The organism is Virgibacillus sp. (assembly GCF_013393565.1).
In the GTDB taxonomy this organism is placed as follows: Bacteria; Bacillota; Bacilli; order Bacillales; family Amphibacillaceae; genus Virgibacillus; species Virgibacillus dokdonensis.
In genome coordinates, this window is sequence record NZ_JABXHF010000048.1 from 1 (window position 1) to 24,194 (window position 24,194).

The window sequence follows — 24,194 nt, forward strand, 5'->3', positions numbered from 1 at the left end:
TTTATTATGTACAATATGCGCATGCACGAATTTGTACGTTATTAGATAAGGCAGAAACAAATGGTTATGCTTATGAAAAGTATGACAGTTCTTTATTAAAACAAACGAGTGAAATAAACTTGTTAAAACTATTAGCTACATTTCCGCAACTGGTGTTGGATGCTGCGGAGAAACGAATTCCGCATAAAATAACCCAGTATGCATTTGATGTAGCTTCTCAATTGCACAGTTTCTATAATGCAGAGAAAGTGTTAGATGAAAGTCAGTTAGAAGTAACGAAAGCAAGGCTAGCGTTGCTAGAAGCAGTTAAAATAACGCTTGGTAATGCGCTTCGTATGGTTGGTGTACATGCACCAGAAAAAATGTAAAACGTTATATAAATAGAAGCCGAACAATCATAAGATAATTGTTCGGCTATTTGTATTGTAAAAATATGTAGAAGCAAAACGAGGAGCTAGAAATGGATCGCTTGTGTTCGAGCGGAATTCGCTCTCCCTAGCACGAAAAACGCTCGCCATCTCATCTACAGAACGAACGAGAGGGTGTAAGAACAAGATAACCACACGCTAAATGTGAATAAATTCACATTTAGCGTGTGGTTATCTCATACAAAAAATGTCGATATTTGCCAGAGAGGTAGAGAAAAATTTCATAATTATCCTGTAACCGCTTACGCATCAGGGAAAACGAAAGGAAATTAAGATAGATAGTGAAAGATAAAACATTTATTTTAGGAGGTCATTGAATTGAAACATCCATTACATGTTACGTCAGAAATTGGAGAATTACAAACGGTTTTATTACATCGTCCAGGAGAGGAAGTCGAAAATTTAACTCCCGAGTATTTACAACATTTGCTATTTGATGACATTCCATATCTACCTCTTATTCAAAAAGAACATGATTATTTTGCCCAGGCATTACGAAATCGGGGAATAGAAGTGTTGTACCTTACTACTTTATTGACAGAAGCACTTCATACAGATGACTTAAAAAAGCAATTTGTAGCAGATGTGCTTAAGGAATCCAATTTGAGTATGAATGGTTCTTCCCAACAAATTGCTGATTATTTATTATCGTTTGAAACAGAAGCAATGGTAAAAAAGATAATGGCTGGAGTTAGGAAATCGGAAATTTCTTTAGAGAAAAAGACGCATTTGTATGAGCTATTAGATGACCACTATCCATTTTATTTAGACCCAATGCCAAATCTATACTTTACGCGGGATCCAGCAGCAACGATTGGCAATGGTTTAACCATTAATACGATGCGAGAAGTTGCAAGAAGGCGAGAATCCTTATTTATGAGCTACATTATTCATTATCACCCAAGATATGCGCAATATGATATTCCAATCTGGTTAGACAGAGACTACCCGCATCCAATTGAAGGCGGCGATGAGCTTGTGTTAAGTAAGGATACCGTTGCTATTGGAATTAGTGCTAGAACAGCGGCAAAATCTATTGAACGGTTAGCGGTCAACCTGTTTAAACGACAAGCAGATATGAAACGAGTAGTTGCTGTTGAAATACCAAAATCTAGGGCGTTCATGCATTTAGACACTGTTTTCACTATGGTGGATTACGATAAATTCACCATTCATCCAGAAATCCAGAATAAAAAAGGTGAAATGAATATTTATATTCTCGAAAAAGGAAGAGATGAAGATACAGTCAAGATTACCCACAAAACGAATTTAATGGAGGCGCTGAAAGAGGCGCTAGGTCTGAAGGAAGTAACGTTAATTCCATGTGGTGGTGGAGATGTTATTGCTGCACCAAGAGAACAATGGAACGATGGGTCTAACACATTGGCGATTGCACCAGGCGTCGTTGTCACATATGACCGAAACTATGTTTCCAATAAACTACTTCGCGACCATGGAATCGAAGTCATAGAGGTTATCAGTTCTGAATTATCTAGAGGGCGTGGCGGTCCGCGTTGTATGAGTATGCCACTTGTTCGTAAAGATATTTAATTCAGTTTCTAATAGTAGGAGAAAAAAGAATAAGGAAGAAACAGATTTTGTGAGATTTTGATCAAATGAATGTGGATAGAAGAAGGAACATCTTATCCATTTACCTTCTTCTACCCAACTACGAGGAGGAAGAAATATGGGGACAACTTTAACAAATCAATTAACAGGTAGACATTTTTTAACATTAAAAGATTTTATAACAGAAGAAATTCACTATTTGCTTGATCTTGCTAGCGATCTTAAAGAAAAGAAAAAAGCTGGCATCACGCATCGCTACATGGAGGGGCAAAATATTGCTTTATTATTTGAAAAACCGTCAACGAGAACGCGATGTGCTTTTACGGTTGCTTGTATCGACCTAGGAGCCCATCCAGAATACCTTGGAAAGAATGATATTCAATTTGGTAAGAAAGAGTCTGTTCGTGATACAGCTATTGTGCTAGGAAGAATGTTTGATGGTATCCAATTTCGAGGATATGAACAAAGCACAGTTAATGGTCTAGCCGAACATTCGTGCGTACCAGTTTGGAATGGTTTAACGAACCAATTTCATCCGACGCAAATTCTTGCTGATTTATTAACAATTAAAGAAAATATTGGTCATCTTAAAGGCGTAAAACTGGTCTATGTTGGTGATGGCAGAAACAATATGGGAAATAGCTTGCTAATTGGTGGTGCAAAAGTCGGTATGGATGTACGCATTTGTTCACCTGAAAGTTTGTTTCCTGAACAAGACGTCATTGTTTATGCCAAAGAAGTGTCTAAAGAGTCTGGTGGCAAAATAACAGTTACGTCGAACATTGATGAAGCAGTTTCGGGAGCTGACGTGATTTATACAGATGTCTGGGTGTCTATGGGAGAAGAAGACCAATTTAAAGAACGAATAGAATTACTGTCTCCTTATCAAGTAAATAAAAAAATGCTCGACAAAACAGGGAATAAGCAAGTGATGTTTTTGCACTGCTTACCAAGCTTTCATGATTTAGAGACGGAAGTAGGTAGAGAAATTTATGAAAAGTTTGGTCTTAAAGAAATGGAAGTAACAGATGAGGTCTTTCAAAGTGAAAATTCCTTTGTATTTGAAGAAGCAGAAAATAGGTTGCACACGATTAAAGCTGTGATGGCTGCGACAAACGGAAGTGTAAAAAGCTAAGAGGGAGAAACGTTTTTCTCCCTACTCTTTAAAAGAAGGTGAATAAAATGGGTGAAGACGATAAAAGGCTAAGTCTCGTTGCGTTGATTGCGCTTGTAGTTGGTTCCATGGTCGGTGGAGGCGCATTTAACTTAGCGGGAGATATTGCGCTTGGAGCCAATGCTGGTGCTGTCATTATCGGCTGGATTATAACTGGAATTGGGATTATAGCACTTGCTTTTGTCTTTCAAAATTTAACAATGAGAAAACCCGAACTTGACAGTGGTATATACAGCTATGCGAAAGATGGGTTTGGCACGTTTTTAGGTTTTAATAGTGCCTGGGGGTATTGGCTATCCGCTTGGTTAGGTAACGTAGCCTATGCGACGTTGGTATTCTCCTCCATTGGTTATTTTATCCCGGTATTTGAAGGAGGGCAAAATATAGCCAGTATACTAGGAGCATCAGTTGTTTTATGGCTCGTGCACTACCTGGTATTGCGAGGGATAAACTCTGCTGCATTTATTAACACAATTGCTACGATTGCAAAAGTAATCCCAATATTCCTGTTTCTTATCATTGCAATTATTGGATTCAAATGGGATACTTTTACATTTGAGTTTTGGGGAAGTGAAGGGTTTTCGTGGGGATCTGTTTCAGAACAAGTGAAAAGTACGATGCTTGTAACATTATGGGTGTTTATTGGTATTGAAGGCGCAGTTGTTATGTCCGGGCGGGCGAAAAATCGATCTGATGTAGGAAAAGCAACTGTCATTGGTTTGATCAGTGTCTTGCTTATTTATATTTTAATTTCTTTACTCTCCTTAGGAATTATGCCTAGAGAGGAGTTAGCCGCATTACCTAACCCAGCTATGGCTTACGTGATGGAAGAAATTGTCGGAAAATGGGGAGCCATTGTTATTAACCTCGGGCTAATCATTTCTGTTATGGGAGCATGGCTAGGATGGACGATGTTTGCGGCTGAATTGCCTTATGTCACTGCAAAAGATAAAGTGTTTCCAAAATGGTTAGCCAAAGAAAATAAAAATAAAGCACCTGTTAACTCTTTATGGCTAACAAATGGTCTCGTACAGCTATTTTTAATTACACTTTTATTTTCAGAAACGGCTTATAACTTTACTTTTTCACTAGCATCTTCAGCGATTTTAATTCCGTATATGCTGTCTGCATTCTATCAAGTAAAACTGACTTTAACGGGCGAAACGTATCAATCAGTGAAGAAACGTAAAAAGGAAAAAATCGTCGGTGTCATTGCAAGTATTTATGCAATATGGCTTGTATATGCAGCTGGAATCGATTATTTATTGTTAACAATGTTGCTGTATGCACCAGGCATTATTCTTTATAAATGGGCATTAAAAGAAAATAATATTCAAAAACAAGATACAAAAATAGAAAGAATGTTCATGTTTATCATTGTTATCTTAGGTGTTATCGCACTAGCGGGATTAATGACTGGAAAAATAAATGTTTAAACGGCGGAAAATTCTATCAAAAGGAGTGGGATTATGACAAGTAAACGTATTGTTATTGCGCTTGGTGGAAATGCGATTCAATCTGGAAGTGCCACTGCTATAGCGCAACAGCAAGCATTAAACCAAACAGCAGAACAATTAATTAAGATTATAAAACAAGGTTACCAAGTAGCCATTACCCATGGAAATGGTCCTCAAGTTGGCAATATATTATTACAGCAAATACAGTCAGATAGTGAACAAACACCTGCCATGCCCTTAGATACATGTGGGGCAATGAGTCAGGGAATGCTTGGTTATTGGTTGGAAAATGCGTTAGATGAACAATTGCAGAAAGAAGGATTGGATAAAGAGGTTGCTTCTATTGTTACACGTGTAGAAGTAGATCCTACTGATGAAGCTTTTCGTCATCCAACAAAGCCTATTGGTCCTTTTTACTCCGAAGAGGAAGCTAAAAAACAAATGCAAACAGATGATGTACAATTTCGTGAGGATGCTGGACGAGGCTTTCGGAAAGTTGTCCCTTCCCCACAGCCTGTAAGCATCTTAGAGCATGCGGTCATTAAATCAATGGTGAATAACGATACTGTTGTTATTAGCACAGGAGGTGGAGGTGTTCCAGTATATCGACAAGACAATAAAATTTTTGGCTTGGAAGCAGTCATCGATAAAGATTTTGCCTCCGAGACATTAGCAGAACTCATTCAAGCAGACACTTTAATAATTTTAACTGAAGTCGAGCATGTATATACGAATTATAATTCTCCACAGCAACAAGCGCTTCATGAAGTAGGGGTAGAAGAACTGAAAAGGTTTGCTGAAGAAGGACAGTTTGCTGTGGGTAGTATGCTTCCTAAAGTAAGAGCTGCCATCGCGTTTGCTGAATCAAAACTAGGAAGGAAATGTATTATTACGTCACTAAATAAAGCATTAGAAGCGATAGAAGGGCGTGCCGGAACGATGGTTAAAGCATAGGAAGAATGAGAGAGAATCGTAATTTGTAAATAATTTTGGATGTATTCTTCCCTAATGATATGCCAAAATGGACTATCTTTAGGCTTTGTGAAACGTCATGAAAATGAGTGATAAACACGTATTTACATGTTTACAGATTCTCTCACGTATTCCAGGAGGAAACTAGTATGAATAAGCAAAAGCGTCAACGAAAAATAAGGGAACTTATTATGACAAATGATATTGGAACACAAGCAGATTTACGCAAACGGTTATCCGATGCTGGTTATCATGTAGCGAAGTCCACACTCTCTAAAGATTTAAAAGAAATGGAGATAGGTAAAAAGCGTTTTCCTAATGGGGATAACGTGTATTGCTTTTTTGGCAATGTTAATAAACATACGAATCATCCGATAAAAAAAATGCAGGAATTATTTTCTGATACGATACGATCTGTTCATGTTTCAGGTAACTTTGTTATTGTAAAGTCAGAACCAGGCAATGCTAAAGCGATTGGTTATTTCATCGAGTGCCTTCATTGGAAAGAGGTTGCTGGTGTTATTAGCGGAGACGACAACTGTTTATTGCTTTGCCGAACGAAAATGGAGGCGAATAACATAAAACATCGATTTAACTCCATAAATTTCCGTACAACGACAAATTTAGAAGAATTCTAGTTTTTACCAGAATGGATGCTATGTATTGGATAAGTCTATCATGTAAATACGCTGTTTCCTAAGAGGACTTTAGGGAGTATAAATTATATTCTTTATAGAAGATGTAAGACAACGGCTTTCATCGGTGATAAGCTATGTTTCCAAAGGTTACTAATAATGAGCTGCCAATGAAAGAGCCGCTCTATCTTGAACCCCCTTGTGACTGGATTTACCTTCGAACTTTCTTGGTTTTGTTAATTAAAAGCGAATTTTTAGCACTAAGAAAGTGTAAGTTTTAAGGATTATAGTGTAAGTAAAATGATAAGCTAAGTTTTTCTAATATTGGAAATCCAGTTACTTCATGCAAGTATTATCATTTATAACTGTTAGGGGAGTAAATATGATCACTAACAAAAATAACCGACATATTTTTAAACAAAAATCAATAAAAACAAAATTACTTATTCCTTTTACACTGCTCATTCTATTTGCAGGTGGAACAGTTGCACTTATTAGTTATAATTTTACCATTAAAATGATGGTGAATGAACTGACAAATAGTTCAGAAAGCCAAATGAAAAGTATGAGCGAAACATTTGACATGTTTTTTAGTAATACAGACAATATTATCCAACAGTATACTGTTAATAGCTTACTGTTGGAGTATAAACAAGAAAATCATGCGGAATTAATATCACGTTTACAAGAGACTAAAGATGCTCATGCTTCGATTGCGTTTATATACGCAGGTGATGAAAAGACAGGGGATATGATTGATCCTACAGGTGATTTAGATGAAAACTACAACCCGAAAGAAAGACCTTGGTATCAACAGGCTGTAAAAGCAGATGGAGAGACGATTTGGACGCGTCCTTATGTGGATGAAGGTACAGGAAAAACGGTGTTGACAGCAGCAAGGGCTTATTATGATAATCAGAAGTTGCAGGGTGTATTTGCTGTTGATGTAACGATCAATACGTTAATGGATATGGTAAAACAGGTGAGTATAGGAGAAACGGGTTATGCAATGGTACTTGACCAAGCAGGGCATTATATTGTTCATCCAGAGGAAGAAAAAGTAGGACAGCAAATGGATGAGATTTTGTTTGAAAAGTTAACAAATACGCAAAAGCAAGGATCTTTGGAATACGAAGTAAATGACGAAGAGAAAGTGATCAGCTTTGCTACAAATCCAACTACTGGCTGGATTATTGGTGGAACAGTAGATCAAGCGGAATTTGCCAGTAAAGCCAAAAGTGTCATTATACCTATTGTTGTTGCTTTAATTATCGTTATTATTATCGGTGTCATTCTCTCCTTGCTCATTACGAATCGAATAACAAAACCGATTAAATCTGTTATGTATCGCATGAATAAGATTGCTGCTGGTGACTTGAGCGACCCACCATTAATCTCAAATTCAGCAGATGAAACAGGGCAACTCGTTCGCGCTTCTAATAAGATGGGGGAAAATATGCGCCATTTACTGGATGAAATGCAGACAGCTTCCGAGGCGGTTCGTCATCATAGTGAAGACCTAACGCAATTTGCGAATGAAGTACATGCTGGTACAGATCAAATTGCTGCAACGATGGAGGAACTTGCTGCAGGTTCAGAGACGCAAGCTCATAGTGCGAATCAGTTAGCTCATGGGATGGGTGAATTTGACACGAAAATGAAAGATGTGAATGAAAAAGGGGAGCTGACGGAGACGAACTCTAAAAAAGTTCAAAACTTAACAGATGAAGGAAGCAGGCGAATGCAAGCATCGAAGGAACAAATGGATACCATTTATCATATTGTTCATGAGGCGGTTGAAAAAGTGAGAGGTCTTGATCAGCAGTCAAAACAGATTAGTGAATTAATTACGATCGTTCATGATATTGCAGATCAAACGAATTTATTAGCTTTGAATGCTTCTATAGAAGCTGCTCGTGCAGGGGAACATGGACAAGGCTTTGCCGTAGTAGCCACGGAGATAAGAAAGCTTGCAGAAGAAGTGGCAACATCTGTAACGGATATTACGGAAATTGTAGGCAATATTCAACAAGAATCGATGAACGTAACGACATCTTTACAAACGGGGTACCAAGAGGTAGAAGTGGGGGCAAGCCAAATTCAAACGACGTTAGAAACATTTGTACAAATTAACACATCTATTGCTAAAATGGGAGAGCATATTACAAACATCTCCAATCATCTCCGTGATATGACAGCGTCAAGCCAAGATATGAATCGTTCGATTGAGGAGGTTGCTTCTAGTGCAGAACAGGCTGCTGCTGGGGTAGAAGAAATATCTGCGACTACAGAAGAAACAAGTAGTTCTATGGAAGAGATTGTTCGTAATTCGGAAAAAATGGAGAAGTTAGCAGACAAGCTTCATCAGTTGATGACGAAGTTTACATTTTAGAGAGATCATTGATAACGTGAAGGAAGCCTCATATCGATGGTAGTAATTTATTTGATGTAGCAGTTAGTTTCATACTTGTTAACAATGAGAATCTATATGGATTAGGGAAGAATATTTGTGTATAGCGGATAAGAAACATCAAATAGGATAGGTTGACTAAAATTTATCCCCCCCATTTAATGTTTTGAAAAAAGCAATTTTATTCCTAGTTTACAGAGGGAATGCATTGCTCTATAGGGTTTATAGCATCAGAAAAATTATGGCTATCGTCATGATAGCTAAGTTTTTCTAAAAGTTGTTTGGCAAAAAATAAAGTGGTCGCCTGGGTTCCATACGTGCAAGTGATCAGCAAGGTAACCTCGAAGCCATAATACGTCGTTAATTCGTCTTAGGTAGAACCCTTTAGGGAAATGATCGTCCTCTGTTCGTATTTCCGATGCTATTGTAATGGAGCCAGATGGAGCTTGATGGCGTTTTGAACTATTATTCAAGCTATATTCTGGCTGATTTACGTATTCCAGTCTGAGGTAGACCGCTAATTCAAGAGGGCATAATTTTAAACCGAGGTCGCTCGCTCGTTTAAACAGCTCATGCGTAGTAGCTCCTTTAGCGTAACCAAGGTCACGTACGGTTAATTGTACGGTGTGTACCGTATATTTTGTATGAGAAGTTGTAAATATATCACTAGCGAACAGTTGTTGTGCATATTCGTTTAATGCGATGGTGCTTTGTTGCAATTTTTGAATAAGCTGGGTTTTAGTCATCCCACCAATTACTAAAGCTCTATGAATAGTTGGGCAATTAGGGTATACTTGTTTACCTTTTATATTCATTTATCATTCACTCCTCTATTTTGGGTTGTGAAGTAAAAAATGGAACAAGGGAATATTGAATTTTCAGTCCGTTGCCTATGGTTTAATGTTATCATTCTATCATTAAACCATAAGCATCTGTATAGTTGTAATTACATATTCTTAAACAGATAGATAGCATTAAGGTAAATCGTCTTGTATAATACCTTGGTAGGTATTTATAGGGTGGATGAACCGATATGGTTTTTAACAAATAGTACTCTACTTAAAAATATCTGTGTTGCAAATATAAATATGGTAATGGTGGGTTGTTGAAACTGTATATAGTGATGAGCTTAACTACATAGCTTTTTTGGTGTGAACGCTAATTAGTTCTATTATAGTATAAGCTTATCTTATTCGGATTTAAGAGGAGGGAAGGGCAATGAAAGAAGATAAGAAAATGATTCAACATTATATGGAGTCACAGGAAGAAAGGCAAAAGCTGTATAAACGATCTTTATGGATTGTTTTACTATCGCAAATTTTTGGCGGTGCAGGATTAGCTGCTGGTATTACTGTTGGAGCACTGCTAGCTCAAGATATGCTAGGAACAGAAAGTTTTGCAGGGGTACCGGCAGCTTTATTTACACTTGGTTCTGCACTAGCTGCATATCTTGTAGGGCGTTTGACACAACGTTTAGGACGTCGTCATGGGTTGACCTTTGGATTTATTTCCGGGGGTGTTGGCGCTATTGGCGTCATAGTAGCTGCGAACATGAATAGTGTACTGTTGTTATTTATATCTCTTTTTGTGTATGGTGCAGGTACAGCGACGAACTTAATGGCTCGTTATGCGGGTACGGACCTCGCTTCTGAAAAACAACGGGCTAAATCTGTTAGTATTGCTATGGTTGCCACGACATTTGGCGCTGTGGCTGGTCCTAATTTAGTTACACCAATGGGAGAAGTGGCTAAGGCTATCGGGATGCACCCATTAGCTGGTCCATTTATTCTTGCTGCCGTAGCCTATTTGTTAGCTGGGCTAACGATTTTCTTGTTCATGCGACCAGACCCTTTAATCATTGCAAGGGCTCTAGCCGCTTATGAAGCAAAGCAAAAGCATACTGAATCTGTAGAATCTATTCCAGCACAAAAAGTAAGTCGCGTTGGGATATTTGCTGGGGCAATGCTCCTAGTGTTATCTCAAGTTGTCATGGTGGCGGTTATGACAATGACACCCGTTCATATGCAAAATCACGGTGGCGGCTTAACAGCAATTGGAATGGTGATTGGTCTTCATATCGCGGCGATGTATTTGCCATCACTTGGTACAGGAGCGTTAGTAGATCGGATTGGTAGAAATGCCATGGCGGTCGCCACAGCAATTACGTTAGCTATATCTGGAGTTTTGGCCGCTTTTGTCCCTGGTGATTCATTCATTGGTTTAACGATCGCTCTTGTTCTATTAGGTCTTGGTTGGAACTTCGGGGTTATCAGTGGAACATCCATTATTATTGATTCCACAACGATTCATCATCGAGCGAAAACACAAGGGTCCATTGATGTTTGGGTAGCACTTGGTGGTTCATTCGGAAGTGTTGTATCAGGTGTTATCGTTGCTTATTCAAGCTATGCGATGTTGGGTTTTATCGGTACATCTGTCGCGCTTATGTTAATACCGATCGTATATTGGGCACGATTAAAACAAAAAAGAAGGGAAGAATCCACGCTGTCTGCATGATTGTTGACAGCGTGGTTCTATAGATAGCAACATCTTCTGCTGTATTTTTCTAAATAAATCATTCCTCTCTCTCTATTTTTTTCTGAGTTTATCCGTGATATAAGGTGCTGTAAGACTGCCACTTCAAGAATTTGTAGATTTGATCTGGACAAATTTAAGCGGGAGTATAACAGCACCTAAATCCCCTTTTTTGTAAGAGGCGTTTAAATCATACCCTTGAGCTACTAACAATCAGTGAAAGAAGAGAGAAAACCTCCACTCATTGAAGATTCACTTTATATTGTTTACTAATCTAAAACCTCACGACGAAAACTCATCTTACCGCGGCATCAGTCGTTTTTCAATCCACCCCAAGCCCAAGTCAGCAACGACCGCCATGAGTGCTGTCGGAATGGCCCCAGCTAAAATAATGGCTGTTCCATCGGATACGTTCGTGCCTCGGATGATGATTGCTCCTAAACCGCCACCTCCAATAAAAGCACCAATCGTAGCGATACTAATGCTAATTACGAGTGCTGTTCGAAGCCCAGCCATGATGACGGAAAGAGCTAAGGGGAATTCAACCATTCGTAATAATTGCAACTTTGTCATCCCCATTCCTCTCCCTGATTCGATTAATGCTTGATCAACATTGCGGATTCCTGTATATGTGTTACGAACAATTGGAAGTAGGGAATATAAAAATAATGCAGCGACAACGGTGTTTGGGCCTAACCCTAATACCAACATTAACACTGCTAGCATTGCTAATGCTGGAATGGTTTGAATAACATTTGTAAATGAAAATATCCACTTACTTAAATGGGCTTTTCTGGCGATGAAAATGCCTACAGGAATAGCGACAATAGCTGCAAATAACACTCCATAAGCAGACATGAGAAAATGTCGATAAAATTCTTCCCATACATAAGCATAATTTTGTGCATAATAGTTCCATAACTCCACTAACGTTTCCAAAAAATCACCTACTTTCCTTCCTTATTCATGTTCAAAGTAATGATGCTCTTCTAAAAATTCTTTTGCGACAACATAAGGTTCTTTCATTTTTACATCTGCCTCATAGTTCATATGACGCATTGTTTCTTCATCAATTTTTCCAGCTAAAGATTCCAAGATATCACGTACTTCAGGGTACTTTTCCAATATATCGTTTCTTGCTACAGGTGAAGCGTCGTAAGGTGGGAAGAAATCTTTATCATCTTCTAAGTTGACAAGATTAAATTCTTCAATTCGCCCGTCTGTTGTATAGGCAAGAACGACATCCATATTGCCACTATCAACCGCTTGATAGACTAGTCCAATTTGCATCGGATATGCTTTGCCAAATTCAAACCCATACGTATCAATAAACCCTTGGTAACCGTCCCCTTCACGGTTTAACCAAGAATTATCCACTCCAAGACGTAAATCAGCAGCATACGGTTCCACATCGGAAACTTTTTCTAAACTTTTTTCTTTAGCTAGTTCACTTGTAACGGTAAATGCATACGAGTTTTCAAAACCATAAGGATCGAACCAAGTTTGGTCAAAACGTTCCTTAAACTCCCTTTGTACTACTTTCAAAGCTTTATCTGGATCAGTAATCAGTTCCATTTGTAAAGCGCCAGGTAAGTCAGTACCTGTATACCTCGTTCCTGTTATATCGACTTCTCCTTGTTCAAGTGCTTGGTGCTGGACAATGGATGATCCCATATTTCCAATGATCTCTGCATGATAATCGGTTTTATGTTCAATTAATTGTTTAATAATGTATCCAACAGTCATCGATTCAGACGTGTTTAAGGTGCCAATTTTTAATGTATCTTTGGAAGAGCCGCTTAGACCTGGTAACGAGCAACCACTTAGTAGTAGTAAAGTGATTGTCAAGATGATGAGTATCTTTCTAACATGCAACAATGTACGTAACCTCCTTTCTATGCAGCTTCCGATGGATTTCTAAGTCCTGTAGGGGTTAGACGTGCTTCTAGTCGACCTAATACATAATCAATTATTAAAGCGAGCAAGGTCGTCGGAATCGCTCCTGCCAAAATGAATTCGGTTTTAAATAAATTCAGACCATCAAAAATAAAGTCACCTAAACCTCCTGCACCAATATAAGAGGCGAGCGTTGCCCAACCGATTAAGTAGACGGTAGATACGCGAATGCCTGCCATGATTACAGGGACTGCTAGTGGTAATTCCACCATGCGTATTCGTTCCCAGCTTGTCATGCCCATTCCTCGGCCGGCTTCAATAATATTGTCACTTACGCTATAAACACCTGTGTACGTATTACGAAGAATAGGGAGGAGAGAGTAGAAAAATAAGGCAACGATAGCAGGCACTTTTCCTATTCCTAAAAGTGGGATGAAGAAGGCTAATATCGCTAAAGTAGGGAATGTTTGAATAATACCTACCAGGGACATGATTTTGTCCGCTACTTTAGGAATACGTGTTAATGCCACTCCTAGTGGAACAGCAACGAAGATTCCTAAAGATATCGAGATGAGAGAAATATATAGATGTTCCCACGTTTTAAATAACAATTGATTTCCGTATTCCGCAAAAAATGTTTGCAATGTCTCCACGTTATCACTTCCTTTGTAAATGGGAGAATGGATTTATACGATAGCTAAGCAGATCGGCGGCATTTCATCGCCATAGAGATTTGGCAAAAAACAAGTTGTTCTAACTTTGCCTGTTTTAAGAATAGAGAACGACATTTTGTCCACTACATGAGCTCTTTACACAGAAATGCTTTCACTGTTTCCCCAGATAGAATCATAGACAATATTTGCTAAGCTGGCTCGCGTTACAATCCCGATTAGCTTGTTTTCCCTATCTACCACAGGTACATAGCGGAAACCATTACGTAAAATTTTGTGAACTGTATCACGTAAAAGCGCATGCTGTTCTACCTTATAGATGGAAGTTTCCATGATATCTTTCACATTTCCTTGTTTTTTTCTGTTTTGTTCAATCATTTCGATGTCAATCATCCCTTGCAGTACACGTTTTTCATCGATGACGAGCAAGGAGTCAACTTTATGATCTTTCATTAGTCGGATAGCTTCAGAAATGGTTTGCTCTTCATTAATGGAAATTGGGTTTTCGTTCATAATTTGTTGTACGGTCTGTAATGTTGGTCTAGATTCAATGAGGCGGTGTTTTCCAATGAATTCTTCGACGAACGCATTCGCCGGCTGACTAAGAATTTCTTCTGGTGATCCTACCTGAACAATTTTTCCTTGGCGCATAATGACGATACGATCTGCTAGTTTAATGGCTTCATCCATATCATGCGTAACAAATACGATTGTTTTTCCTAAGGATTGTTGCAGCTTTTTAAATTCTTCTTGTAAACTATCACGAGTGATTGGATCGAGTGCTCCAAAAGGTTCGTCCATTAAAATAAGTGGTGGGTCAGCGGCGAGAGCACGTTGGACACCGATTCGTTGCTGTTGACCACCACTTAGTTCATTCGGATATTTATCTAAGTAAGCTTTATCCATATTTACGAGCTGTAGTAATTCTTCTGCACGTGCACGACGCTTATCCTCCGGCCAGTGAAGTAATTTTGGGACAAGTGAAATGTTTTCTGCGATCGTCATATGAGGAAATAAGCCAATTTGTTGTATCACATAGCCGATCGAACGTCTTAGTTCGACAACGTCTTTGTCTTTAATATTTTCTTGTTCAATAAAAATGTTACCTTCTGTCGTTTCAATTAAGCGATTAATCATCTTCATGGTGGTTGTTTTTCCGCAGCCGCTTGGGCCGATAAAAACAACAAACTCTCCACTACCTATTTCTAAGTTAATGTCATCGACTGCTTTTGTTCCGTCTTCAAATATTTTTGATACATGTTCTAATCGAAGCAAAACAAAGCACCCCCTTTATTTTTGTCAAAATAATTTGCTAAGCTCATCGTCGCTACTTGAACTTATTATAAAATAAGGAATATTAAAAAGAAAACAGCATATATCCTTATATATATTATAACATATATAAAAAATATATTTTATTCATTTTATATAAGCTTATTCTTAGAAATGCTTCATTTTTCTAATATTAACTACTCATTTGCCTTTTTGTTTTTAAAATAAACTGTGGTATATTTACTGTTATATACAAATTGTTCAAGGAGAAAAATGGTATGGAAAACTTGGAAAATCAAATTGAAAAGTTAGAGAATCAAGTTGTTGAAAAGATAGCAGATAATGTGTATACATTTGGAGTTTCCAAGACAGTTGGACGTGTATTTGGTATTATTTCGTTAAATAGGGATCCGATGACGCTTGAGCAATTGTCTGAAGCTATGGGAATGAGTAAAATGCGGATGAGCCAGGTTGTTCGAGAAATGATTGAATTAAACCTCGCAGAAAAAGTGTTTATGAAAGGTGTTCGCAAGGATTTAGTAAAAGTAGAAAACGATTATTATCAAACGTTTATTGCTTTGTTTACAGCAAATTGGCGGAAAACTATTAGTAAAAGTAGATTGCATGAACATAGCTTATATAAAAAATTGTTGCATTTGCGTGAGGAAGGTGTGCTTAACGCAGAATTAGAAGCACAATTGGATAATTTATTAGTAGAAATTAAAGGTTCGCTCGATTACTTGGATTGGATAAGTCGTCTTATTGAATTTTTTGAGTCTGGTGAGATTTTTAAGCATGTGCCAAAAGCCGAGGATAAATGAGTCTGTTGCTTAAACGTTTTCGAAAAACGATGGCATAGCTTAGAATGTATGAATGATAGACATGAAATACATAGGTGTTATGTAGAATATGTAGTGTTACGAAAAACAGGTCTGTTCTAATATACGAATAGGTCTGTTTTTTTATTGCACTATAGGAAAGTATAGATGTTAGTGGCTTGTGTATAACAACGTGGTGGGGGCTTAATCTACAAAAGCGAAAACTAAATCTAGGAGAAATGTAAAAAAAGAAAAACCCTCTTAATGAGTTAATCGCATGTTAGCACACACAATATCAAATCTCTATTTTTTTGCAAAAAAATAGCTTGTTTGTCTTTGAATTTTTCACCTTTTAACTAACAAATGCTACAGCGAAAGCAGTGGTTTGGAAAATCTACCACAGGAGAAAATAATATCGTACATTACCTTTTCCAACTTCCCAAACACTTCGTCAAATGAATAAGATTCTCCATTTGCAATTTCTTTTCGTGCGATATCCAATTCTTTTTTGTCTTCATCGCTCACAGTTTCTTCGCCGATTATTTTTTCAAATATATCTGTAGCTTTTGGTAATTTATCTTCTGGAAGGTCATCAATTAATTTGTGTAACATTTCGCGATTACGGTCAAAGGTGCGACTCATTGTTATCACCTCATTTACACATTCTTTTGTTATTCCAAAATAGGTTTTGAAAGCTATGCAAGAGGTTTTACTTGAAGTCACAGAAAAAATTGTTTTGTTTGTTTTAGGAAAATCGCGAGCGAATCAACGTGCAATTCATAGGCGCAAATCAACGTCGGCATACCCCTGTTTTAGGGGTATGATTTCTAAAATCTTTCGTTGATTCGTTCCCGTCACTACGTTGCTAAACGGGCGCCCTGAGACTATGTTCCACTATAGGAAAGTATAAAATTTTAAGGATTATAGTATAAGAAAAACAAAGGCTGTCACTATTAGACTTGGCGACAGCCAAGTTTTTCTAAAAAACTGTCTTTGCATAGCGTTTTAATATGACAATGTATGTTAAAAGACGAAGTGGAAATAATAAGGTGGTTGTTTTTTTACCTTAGGGTAGCATCTGTTGTTTTGAGGTTTATAGTTTAAGCAAAGTTTCTGTAACCATTCATACTTGACTCGTCTTTGCTCCTACCTGTCATGCTGTTTCCTAGCATGGCGGAAAATGTTTATTTGCTGGTAAAAAACGTTTTCAATTATAGTTAAGCTATAGCAAGCAAGAAAAATACTTCACAAACAGGAGGTCACTATGAACAGCTCAAAACTTCAGTCCACTTTAATGAAATGGCTGATGCCGATTGCGAATAAAGTGGAGCAACAGAAGCATTTACAAGCAATAAAAGACGGAATGATTGCAATTGTTCCAATTATCATCATAGGTTCGTTTTTTATATTGCCGATTGCATTTATGAACGTATTCCAAAGCGGCCCTATTCATGAGTTTTTTGCTAACCATATTGATAAATTAACGTATCCAGATAAGTTTACAAATGGTTTGTTATCCGTTTATGCAGCATTCTTTATTGCTGATTCCTTGGCGAAGAAATATGGGATGCATTCCGCACAATATGGGATTACAGCTGTAATTACACATGTGATTCTGAGCGGTGTTGTTACGGAAAATGGACTTGATATGACTTATTTAGGAGCACAAGGGTTATTCGTTAGTATTATATCTGCTATTTTAAGCGTTGAAGTGACTCGCTTTATGATTAAGAAAAAAATGGTTGTTCGATTGCCAGACAGCGTACCACAAATGGTAGGAGACAGCTTTAGTAATTTATTCCCAATGATTGTTAATATTCTACTTGGTTCTATCATAGCTATTTTATCAACGAGTTTAGGAGAGGTTGCCTTTCCGCAAGTAATTATGAATGTGCTAGCACCAGCAATCAGTTCCATGGATAGCTTGCCATCCTTATTAATTGTTATATTTCTAACGCAATTTCTTTGGTTTTTTGGTTTACACGGTCCAGCCATTACTTCTGCTGTATGGGCGCCATTTGCGATCACATACCAAGCGGAAAATATTGCCAACTACGCAGCAGGTGCTGATGTAACCCATATCTTTACATTTGGGTTATACTATAACATATTACAAGTGTCCGGTTCTGGACTTACATTAGGGCTCGTATTACTTATGATGCGTTCAAGAGCGAAAAACTTAAATGCGATCGGTAAAGTGTCCATTATTCCTTCGTTATTTGGAATTAACGAGCCACTTATCTTTGGCGCTCCAATCATACTAAATCCATTTATGTTTATTCCTTTTGTCTTTGGTCCACTTATTGTTACGACATTAACTTATTTTGGTATGACATCTGGTCTAATGGGTATGCCAATTGCCAACCCACCAGGGTTTTTACCGCCTGGGGTAGGAGCCTTCCTCATGACATTGGATTGGCGAGCAGTTGTATTTGTTTTCCTTAGTTTAATTTTAATGACGCTTATCTATTTGCCATTCTTTAAAGCAATGGAAGCAAACGAAATAAAAAAAGAGAGCGAAAAAACAGTTTAAGTGTCGCTTTATAAATGCGTGTTCATTAGGAAACCTTAGTAAAATAAAGATAATAAGCAGGTGATATCGATGTTTACGGAACGACAAAAGGAAATCATTGAGTTGATTTTAAAAAATCCAAATGGTATTTTTGGCGCGAAATTAGCTGATAAATTAAATGTATCCACAAGAACCGTAAGAAACGATATTGCCTCCATCAATAAAACGCTAATTCATGAATCGTTGCGCATTTTGTCTTCGAATAAAAAAGGCTATTATCTTTTGCCTGCAAATATACAGACTTTAACAGCTTTTATGAATCCTACCACCAACATACAGCGTCAAGGATTTCAAAATCAGGAACAACGTTTATATGTTATTTTAGGGAAGGTGCTGTTTTTAAAAGACCAGGATTGCTTTCAATTAGCGGATGAGCTCTACGTGTCCGAACAAACGATTTTTAAGGACTTAAGCAAAATAAGACAACTTTTGGAAACAAAGTATAAAATACAGCCAATGGAAATCCAGCATAATCAAATTTATTTTTCTGTCACAGAGGAAGAAATTAGGTATTTATTGTTTAAAATCTTAAAGGGGCTTATTTTATCGGACAAGCCCGATTATTTAACAGATGTCAACCTGTTAGTAAATGGTCACTTTGATCAAAAAGAGTTTGATTTATTAACGATAAAAATGAAAAATTATTTAGCCTCCCAGAAGCTCATTATAGATGATAAATCGTTTGAAATGATGGTTGGCGCTATTTATCTTACGGTGTTAAGGAATCGATTTGGATTTACAATAAAGTCTGATGTACAGTCCTATTTTAATGGAAATGTCAGTTCTTTATTACAGGAATTGGTGAAATCAGGCATAGATATAAAGGAAAAAGATAAAACGAGTCTCAATCGGTTTTTTTGGTCGCTTAAAATTCCAACAAGCTCGAGTTCGTTAGAAGAAAATATTAGTATAACAGCACTAACCATTTTAAATGAATTTCGTAGAGAAGTATTGGATAAATATAGTATCGATTTAAAAGAAAGCGTAGAAACGATGGAAAATCTGAAAGTGCATATGGAATATATGCTCCGCCGTTTAGATACGAATTATGAATTATCCAATCCAATCATTAATGATATAAAAAAACGTTATCCATTTTCGTATGAAGTAGCAATGTTAATTGTTCATATTGTATATCGTTATCAAGAGAAGTATTTAGCAGATGATGAAATCTCTTATATTGCGATTTATATTGAAATATTTTTACGAAAAAATAATAACCGTTTGAAGACGATTGTTATTAGTGATACGAGTATGGGGATTAATGATATTATTCAAAATTGGCTCACTAGCAACTTCAGGAATCATTTGGAGGTAGTTGCATGCTTGCCATTGATCGCATTAGACAGCTATGTGGAAAGTCATCAAGTGGATTTAATTATTACGACGAATATTTTAAATCTTAATCAAGCTATCCCTTGCCATGTTATTGAGCGAATTCCTGAGCGCAGTGATTATTATTCACTTACAAATAAAATACACAAAATCAAAAATAGTAATCGATATGAAAAGCTGATATTACGCATGTTCAGCGAAGAATTTGTTGATATCTATGAGGAAGAACAGTGGACGTTTGACGAGCTAATTAAAAATATGGCGCAGAAATTAAAAAGACATCACCGCATTCAAGATTTAGAAGGGTATGTAAAGGATGTTATCCAACGTGAGGAAAATTATCCAACAACGATTGGGAAGCATTTTATGATCCCACACCCATTGTCTTCATTTGCCAATAAAACAACCGTTCATGTAGCGGTGCTGAAAAAGCCTCTCTTGCATAAAGGAGAAAAAATTAAAATGGTGTTTTTGCTAGCCATTGAAAATAAAATGGATGATGATGTAAGCACGTTGTTTCACTTTATGCAGCAATTAGCTTTAGATCAGGACTCTATCGCCAGTTTATTAGATGCAGATGGAAAAGAAGTATTTTTAGAGAAAATTATCGCCTTATCGACATCGTTTTTTAACAAACATTATATAGAGTAACGTTTTGTATTTATTTTGTAGTAGATTATAGTAGAGGAAAAAAGCAATCTTTTTCCATAAATTCTAAGTTTTTCTAAAAGGAGAGAACGAAATGAACATATTATTGGTATGTAATGCTGGAATGTCCAGCTCGATTTTAGTAGATAAAATGAAAAAGGCTGCAGCTGCACAAAATTTGGATGTAGTTGTAGAAGCAAGATCAAATAATGCCATTAACGAAGAAAAAGGAAAATGGGATATTTGTTTAGTAGGCCCACAAATTATCTATGCGGTTGACTCTATTAAAGCAACTTTGGGCATTCCGGTTGCTGCTGTAGAACCACGGACTTATGCCATGGCAAATGGTGAAGAGGCATTGAAACAAGCTTTCAAAATGGATGAGGAAGGGAAAGCATGATATGTCCAAAGTAGAGCGGTTATCAGAAATAGCAATGAAAATTATTACCTGTGCAGGGCTTGCTAAATCGAATTATTTAATGGCTTTAGAAGATGCGAAAAAAGGTAATGTAGAAGAAGCGCAAAAAAAATTACAAGAAGGTTCCGATGTATTTGCTGAGGCGCATCATGTGCATGCCTCTGCATTATCTGATGAAATGAAAGAATTGGAGCCACAAGTAACGTTACTACTCGTGCATGCTGAAGATCAGCTTATGAATGCGGAAACGATAAAAATATTAGTGCAAGAATTAATGGGAATTTATCAGGCAAAATAAGTTAAAACCCTATTAAACTGATAAGATAAATAGATTATATAATGAAGGAGATAAATAGACATGAGTGCAACCTATAATGTATGGGCAGAAACGAAAACAAGAAATAATTTACAGGTGGATGAAGTTGTTTCATCTTTACAAAAATCCATCCGCAGAGCGATGGTAGAGGAAGCTTGTGCATATGCTTATGAATTATATATTAGCTCCCCGCAATTACTCGATAGAATGTGGAGAAGATTATTAACCATTTCTGTAGAAGATATTGGTTTTGGTAACTTGGATGCTGCTATTCACGTGCAAAACTTAAATGAAATGCGTAAAAATTTCCCATACAGTGATGGCGATCAGCCGATGTACTTTATTCATGCCATCCGTATTTTATGCGAAAGCACGAAAGATAGATCGAGTGACTTTTTAAAAAATATTATTATTAAAGGTTTTGCAATGGGACAAAAGCCAGAAATTATGGACGTAGCATTGGATAAGCATACAAAACGAGGAAAAGAAATGGGACGTGGTTCAAAACATTTCTTTGAAGAAGGAACCAAGGTTATCCCACAAATGAAAGTAGACAATGATTATCGTGAGCGTTACGGTAAAATTCTTGAAACATATGATCCAAAAAATGCTGTGCCAAATGCATTTGTTTATAGCCAAGACCAATTTTAATCAAAAAGGCTGCATCTCTAAGCAGAGGTTCAGCCTTTTTTCTGTACGATAACAAAGGATAAAGTTAGCGGCTTCTGTATAATGACATAACCGAATAAGCCATGTCTGGCTCCAGCGTCCAGCAACTAGGCGATTTCACGAATCGCCCTAAGCTAAGTCCATTGGTTCGTGAATAAGAGGAGAGCGACTAAAAACGGGCTTGCCGAAGGGCGTCGGCATCCCCCCTGTTTTAGTGGCATGATTCCTAAAACTTTCGTTGATTCGTTCCAATCGCTATGTTGCTAACCGGTCGCTTCCGCTTTTGTAAACACCATGCAGAAACAAATTAATGATCGTTTGTAAATCCTCCCAGCTTAAGCACATGATAATTCATAATATAGCCAAACATACTATAGAATAGTAGGTCAACCACTGCTTAGCTATGCACCTCTAACCAAATATCCTTTCCTTCAACCAGCGTCCTGTCGGAGTATCCGCAAGTCCACCTTCTCCTGTTTCTCGTAAAGCAGAAGGCATTGTTTTTCCAATTCGATACATAGCTCCAATCACTTCATCACAAGGTATTCTGCTTGTAACGCCAGCTAATGCCATGTCTGCAGATACAATGGCAAGTGCGGAGCCACCAGCATTTCGTTTTACACAAGGAACTTCTACAAGGCCTGCTACGGGATCACAAACGAGTCCGAGCATGTTTTTTAATGTCATGGCAAATGCTTCTGCGGATTGCTGCGGGGTTCCACCAGCCATTTCCACAATAGCAGCCGAAGCCATAGCGCCAGCTGACCCTACTTCTGCTTGGCACCCTCCTGCAGCCCCTGAAATAAATGCATTATTTGCTACGACAAAGCCAAATGCGCCAGCGGTAAATAAATAGCGAATCATTTGCTCACGTGTTGGATGTAATTGATTTTTTACCGCAAATAATGTCCCTGGAACACATCCGGCGCTCCCTGCAGTTGGGGTTGCGCAAATCGTTCCCATTGCCGCATTTACTTCATTTGTTCCCATTGCCTTACTCACTCCATCTAAAAGGAGGTGACCGGATAAAGGTGTTTTCTCTTGCATATAATTTTGAATTAGGACGGCGTCTCCTCCTGTTAAGCCAGTAACGGATTTCACACCTTGTAAACTTTCTTCAATGGCTTTTTCCATTACATCGAGATTTTTTTCCATATCTCCTATTACTTCTTCACGTGATTTTTCTTTTACATCCATTTCTTGTTGGATCATGACTTCTGATAGTAATATATTCTCTTTTTCGGCGATTTCCACAAGTTCGGCTACTGTTCGAAACATAGACAAACTCCTTTCTGCTTGACAGGGGTATAATGAACAAGCATTATATTGTTCCTGTTTTTTTGTAATATTGAATCATAAATCAACTAATAATTGTACAAACAGTTGTAATATGTGGTGCTTGGCGTAACTCATCCAAAATCGTATCTTTTATATTTTGATCCACTTCAATAACCATTAAGGCAGCATCGCCAACATCTTTTCGATTTACTTCCATGTGACCAATGTTTATTTCATATTTGGCTAGGATAGTTGTTACGGAAGCGATCGCGCCAAAACGGTCATTGTGCATAATTAAAAGTGCAGGATGGTTGCCAGATAAACGTAGCTTAAAACCATTTAATTCCGTAATTTCGACTTTGCCACCACCAATGGATATGCCGACTAACTCGACTTGGTTTTGATCATTACCAACGATTAATCGGGCTGTATTAGGGTGGTCTACAGCTGCTGTATCTTCAATAAAATCAATGGAAAAATTGCGTTCTTTTGCCATTTCTAACGATTGATTCATACGTGGGTCATCTGTTTCAAAGCCAAGCAAACCTCCCACTAAAGCGAAATCTGTGCCATGACCTTTATGCGTTTTAGCAAATGATTCATACAAATGAATTTTGGCCCAGGTCGGTTCAGCTCCTAATAAATTTCTAGCTGCTTTACCAATTCTCGCTGCACCAGCAGTATGGGAACTGGAAGGTCCGATCATAACAGGACCAATAATATCGAAAACAGAATTGTATTTCATACGTGGTCACCACCTTAAAAAATTGTTTGAAGTACTTCTATTAGGAAACTTTATGGATTTTACTTGCACGGTAGAAAAAAACAAAACGAAAGCTTTCAGAGTCTATAAGCTAAGTTTTTAGAATGATAAGAAGTATAAAGTGAGGTGCTAGTGGATAATGACATAACAGAACAGCCATGTCCGACTCCATTTCCCAACAACTAGGCGACTTCACGAAATCGTTTACGATAAGTCATCATCGGTTCGTCCCTAATAGGAACGCCGACTAAAAACGGGCTTGCCGGAGGGCGTCGACATCCCCCTGTTTTAGTTGGCATGATTCCTTTATCTCAGTTGATTAATTCTATTCGCTACGCTGCTAAACGGGCGCCTGCAC

Annotated in this window: 22 protein-coding genes; 14 read left to right on the top strand and 8 right to left on the bottom strand. The window is 37.6% G+C overall.

The window, feature by feature from the left end; genetic code table 11:
- The 7 genes from HLX49_RS11085 to HLX49_RS11115 form a co-directional block, all read left to right on the top strand.
- Positions 1 to 368 (top strand): DALR anticodon-binding domain-containing protein (locus HLX49_RS11085; RefSeq protein ID WP_296361915.1); only part of this gene is annotated, 368 nt, incomplete at its 5' end.
- A 378-nt stretch (positions 369 to 746) separates the two neighbouring features.
- Complete coding sequence (gene arcA / locus HLX49_RS11090; protein WP_101933189.1) at positions 747 to 1,979, top strand: arginine deiminase; 1,233 nt, start codon at positions 747 to 749, stop codon at positions 1,977 to 1,979.
- A gap of 136 nt (positions 1,980 to 2,115) precedes the next feature.
- Positions 2,116 to 3,132 carry an ornithine carbamoyltransferase gene (argF, locus tag HLX49_RS11095; protein WP_296361919.1) on the top strand — a complete coding sequence of 339 codons (1,017 nt, stop codon included), beginning with the start codon at positions 2,116 to 2,118 and terminating at the stop codon, positions 3,130 to 3,132.
- 47 nt (positions 3,133 to 3,179) lie between these two features.
- Positions 3,180 to 4,607 (top strand): arginine-ornithine antiporter, encoded by a 1,428-nt coding sequence (arcD, locus tag HLX49_RS11100; RefSeq protein ID WP_296361921.1) that lies wholly within the window; start codon positions 3,180 to 3,182, stop codon positions 4,605 to 4,607.
- A 33-nt stretch (positions 4,608 to 4,640) separates the two neighbouring features.
- Positions 4,641 to 5,582 (top strand): carbamate kinase, encoded by a 942-nt coding sequence (gene arcC, locus HLX49_RS11105; protein WP_296361923.1) that lies wholly within the window; start codon positions 4,641 to 4,643, stop codon positions 5,580 to 5,582.
- A 167-nt stretch (positions 5,583 to 5,749) separates the two neighbouring features.
- Positions 5,750 to 6,238, top strand: a complete 489-nt coding sequence (locus tag HLX49_RS11110; protein WP_077701854.1) for an arginine repressor — start codon at positions 5,750 to 5,752, stop codon at positions 6,236 to 6,238.
- A 379-nt stretch (positions 6,239 to 6,617) separates the two neighbouring features.
- Positions 6,618 to 8,627, top strand: a complete 2,010-nt coding sequence (locus HLX49_RS11115) for a methyl-accepting chemotaxis protein (RefSeq protein WP_164085417.1) — start codon at positions 6,618 to 6,620, stop codon at positions 8,625 to 8,627.
- A 278-nt stretch (positions 8,628 to 8,905) separates the two neighbouring features.
- On the opposite strand, the gene HLX49_RS11120 is transcribed toward HLX49_RS11115, so the two are convergent.
- A complete protein-coding gene (locus tag HLX49_RS11120) occupies positions 8,906 to 9,460 on the bottom strand; it encodes a helicase (RefSeq protein WP_077701852.1) in 555 nt (184 codons plus the stop codon).
- 403 nt (positions 9,461 to 9,863) lie between these two features.
- On the opposite strand from HLX49_RS11120, the gene HLX49_RS11125 reads away from it, so the two are divergent.
- Positions 9,864 to 11,162, top strand: a complete 1,299-nt coding sequence (locus HLX49_RS11125) for an MFS transporter (protein WP_077701851.1) — start codon at positions 9,864 to 9,866, stop codon at positions 11,160 to 11,162.
- Between the two features lie 318 nt (positions 11,163 to 11,480).
- On the opposite strand, the gene HLX49_RS11130 is transcribed toward HLX49_RS11125, so the two are convergent.
- The 4 genes from HLX49_RS11130 to HLX49_RS11145 form a co-directional block, all read right to left on the bottom strand.
- The gene (locus tag HLX49_RS11130) at positions 11,481 to 12,119 is read right to left on the bottom strand and encodes an ABC transporter permease (RefSeq protein WP_077701850.1); all 639 of its coding nucleotides are present in this window, start codon (positions 12,117 to 12,119) and stop codon (positions 11,481 to 11,483) included.
- Positions 12,120 to 12,140: 21 nt separating this feature from the next.
- Positions 12,141 to 13,058, bottom strand: a complete 918-nt coding sequence (locus tag HLX49_RS11135) for an osmoprotectant ABC transporter substrate-binding protein (RefSeq protein WP_206193303.1) — start codon at positions 13,056 to 13,058, stop codon at positions 12,141 to 12,143.
- A 17-nt stretch (positions 13,059 to 13,075) separates the two neighbouring features.
- Positions 13,076 to 13,729: an ABC transporter permease gene (locus tag HLX49_RS11140; protein ID WP_077701849.1), complete on the bottom strand. Its 654-nt coding sequence runs from the start codon at positions 13,727 to 13,729 to the stop codon at positions 13,076 to 13,078.
- Between the two features lie 156 nt (positions 13,730 to 13,885).
- On the bottom strand, positions 13,886 to 15,022 hold the full coding sequence (locus HLX49_RS11145) for a betaine/proline/choline family ABC transporter ATP-binding protein (protein WP_077701848.1): 1,137 nt from the start codon (positions 15,020 to 15,022) through the stop codon (positions 13,886 to 13,888).
- A 275-nt stretch (positions 15,023 to 15,297) separates the two neighbouring features.
- On the opposite strand from HLX49_RS11145, the gene HLX49_RS11150 reads away from it, so the two are divergent.
- Positions 15,298 to 15,840 (top strand): GbsR/MarR family transcriptional regulator, encoded by a 543-nt coding sequence (locus HLX49_RS11150; RefSeq protein ID WP_077701847.1) that lies wholly within the window; start codon positions 15,298 to 15,300, stop codon positions 15,838 to 15,840.
- Positions 15,841 to 16,203: 363 nt separating this feature from the next.
- On the opposite strand, the gene HLX49_RS11155 is transcribed toward HLX49_RS11150, so the two are convergent.
- Positions 16,204 to 16,479 (bottom strand): hypothetical protein, encoded by a 276-nt coding sequence (locus HLX49_RS11155; protein WP_077701846.1) that lies wholly within the window; start codon positions 16,477 to 16,479, stop codon positions 16,204 to 16,206.
- A 622-nt stretch (positions 16,480 to 17,101) separates the two neighbouring features.
- On the opposite strand from HLX49_RS11155, the gene HLX49_RS11160 reads away from it, so the two are divergent.
- The 5 genes from HLX49_RS11160 to HLX49_RS11180 all read left to right on the top strand — a co-directional run bounded on the left by HLX49_RS11160 (position 17,102) and on the right by HLX49_RS11180 (position 21,777).
- A complete protein-coding gene (locus tag HLX49_RS11160; protein WP_206193304.1) occupies positions 17,102 to 18,370 on the top strand; it encodes a PTS sugar transporter subunit IIC in 1,269 nt (422 codons plus the stop codon).
- Between the two features lie 69 nt (positions 18,371 to 18,439).
- Complete coding sequence (locus HLX49_RS11165) at positions 18,440 to 20,395, top strand: BglG family transcription antiterminator (RefSeq protein WP_296361930.1); 1,956 nt, start codon at positions 18,440 to 18,442, stop codon at positions 20,393 to 20,395.
- Positions 20,396 to 20,486: 91 nt separating this feature from the next.
- Positions 20,487 to 20,792: a PTS sugar transporter subunit IIB gene (locus HLX49_RS11170; RefSeq protein ID WP_296361933.1), complete on the top strand. Its 306-nt coding sequence runs from the start codon at positions 20,487 to 20,489 to the stop codon at positions 20,790 to 20,792.
- A gap of 1 nt (position 20,793) precedes the next feature.
- A complete protein-coding gene (locus tag HLX49_RS11175; protein ID WP_296361935.1) occupies positions 20,794 to 21,108 on the top strand; it encodes a PTS sugar transporter subunit IIA in 315 nt (104 codons plus the stop codon).
- Positions 21,109 to 21,168: 60 nt separating this feature from the next.
- A complete protein-coding gene (locus tag HLX49_RS11180; RefSeq protein WP_077701842.1) occupies positions 21,169 to 21,777 on the top strand; it encodes a hypothetical protein in 609 nt (202 codons plus the stop codon).
- A gap of 429 nt (positions 21,778 to 22,206) precedes the next feature.
- Here HLX49_RS11180 and sdaAA read toward each other — a convergent pair whose 3' ends face one another.
- Both sdaAA and sdaAB read right to left on the bottom strand, forming a co-directional pair.
- Positions 22,207 to 23,073 (bottom strand): L-serine ammonia-lyase, iron-sulfur-dependent, subunit alpha, encoded by an 867-nt coding sequence (gene sdaAA, locus HLX49_RS11185; protein WP_077701841.1) that lies wholly within the window; start codon positions 23,071 to 23,073, stop codon positions 22,207 to 22,209.
- Positions 23,074 to 23,155: 82 nt separating this feature from the next.
- Complete coding sequence (sdaAB, locus tag HLX49_RS11190; protein WP_077701840.1) at positions 23,156 to 23,818, bottom strand: L-serine ammonia-lyase, iron-sulfur-dependent subunit beta; 663 nt, start codon at positions 23,816 to 23,818, stop codon at positions 23,156 to 23,158.
- Positions 23,819 to 24,194: the final 376 nt, after the last annotated feature.

Excerpts from the sequence above, each read along its gene's own strand:
- HLX49_RS11110 (WP_077701854.1), top strand. The coding sequence starts at position 5,750 with ATGAATAAGCAAAAGCGTCAACGAAAAATAAGGGAACTTATTATGACA.
- HLX49_RS11175 (WP_296361935.1), top strand. The coding sequence starts at position 20,794 with ATGTCCAAAGTAGAGCGGTTATCAGAAATAGCAATGAAAATTATTACC.
- argF (WP_296361919.1), top strand. The coding sequence starts at position 2,116 with ATGGGGACAACTTTAACAAATCAATTAACAGGTAGACATTTTTTAACA.
- HLX49_RS11150 (WP_077701847.1), top strand. The coding sequence starts at position 15,298 with ATGGAAAACTTGGAAAATCAAATTGAAAAGTTAGAGAATCAAGTTGTT.
- sdaAA (WP_077701841.1), bottom strand. The coding sequence starts at position 23,073 with ATGTTTCGAACAGTAGCCGAACTTGTGGAAATCGCCGAAAAAGAGAAT.
- HLX49_RS11180 (WP_077701842.1), top strand. The coding sequence starts at position 21,169 with ATGAGTGCAACCTATAATGTATGGGCAGAAACGAAAACAAGAAATAAT.
- sdaAB (WP_077701840.1), bottom strand. The coding sequence starts at position 23,818 with ATGAAATACAATTCTGTTTTCGATATTATTGGTCCTGTTATGATCGGA.
- HLX49_RS11155 (WP_077701846.1), bottom strand. The coding sequence starts at position 16,479 with ATGAGTCGCACCTTTGACCGTAATCGCGAAATGTTACACAAATTAATT.
- HLX49_RS11160 (WP_206193304.1), top strand. The coding sequence starts at position 17,102 with ATGAACAGCTCAAAACTTCAGTCCACTTTAATGAAATGGCTGATGCCG.
- HLX49_RS11165 (WP_296361930.1), top strand. The coding sequence starts at position 18,440 with ATGTTTACGGAACGACAAAAGGAAATCATTGAGTTGATTTTAAAAAAT.
- HLX49_RS11120 (WP_077701852.1), bottom strand. The coding sequence starts at position 9,460 with ATGAATATAAAAGGTAAACAAGTATACCCTAATTGCCCAACTATTCAT.
- arcC (WP_296361923.1), top strand. The coding sequence starts at position 4,641 with ATGACAAGTAAACGTATTGTTATTGCGCTTGGTGGAAATGCGATTCAA.
- HLX49_RS11115 (WP_164085417.1), top strand. The coding sequence starts at position 6,618 with ATGATCACTAACAAAAATAACCGACATATTTTTAAACAAAAATCAATA.
- arcD (WP_296361921.1), top strand. The coding sequence starts at position 3,180 with ATGGGTGAAGACGATAAAAGGCTAAGTCTCGTTGCGTTGATTGCGCTT.
- HLX49_RS11170 (WP_296361933.1), top strand. The coding sequence starts at position 20,487 with ATGAACATATTATTGGTATGTAATGCTGGAATGTCCAGCTCGATTTTA.
- HLX49_RS11125 (WP_077701851.1), top strand. The coding sequence starts at position 9,864 with ATGAAAGAAGATAAGAAAATGATTCAACATTATATGGAGTCACAGGAA.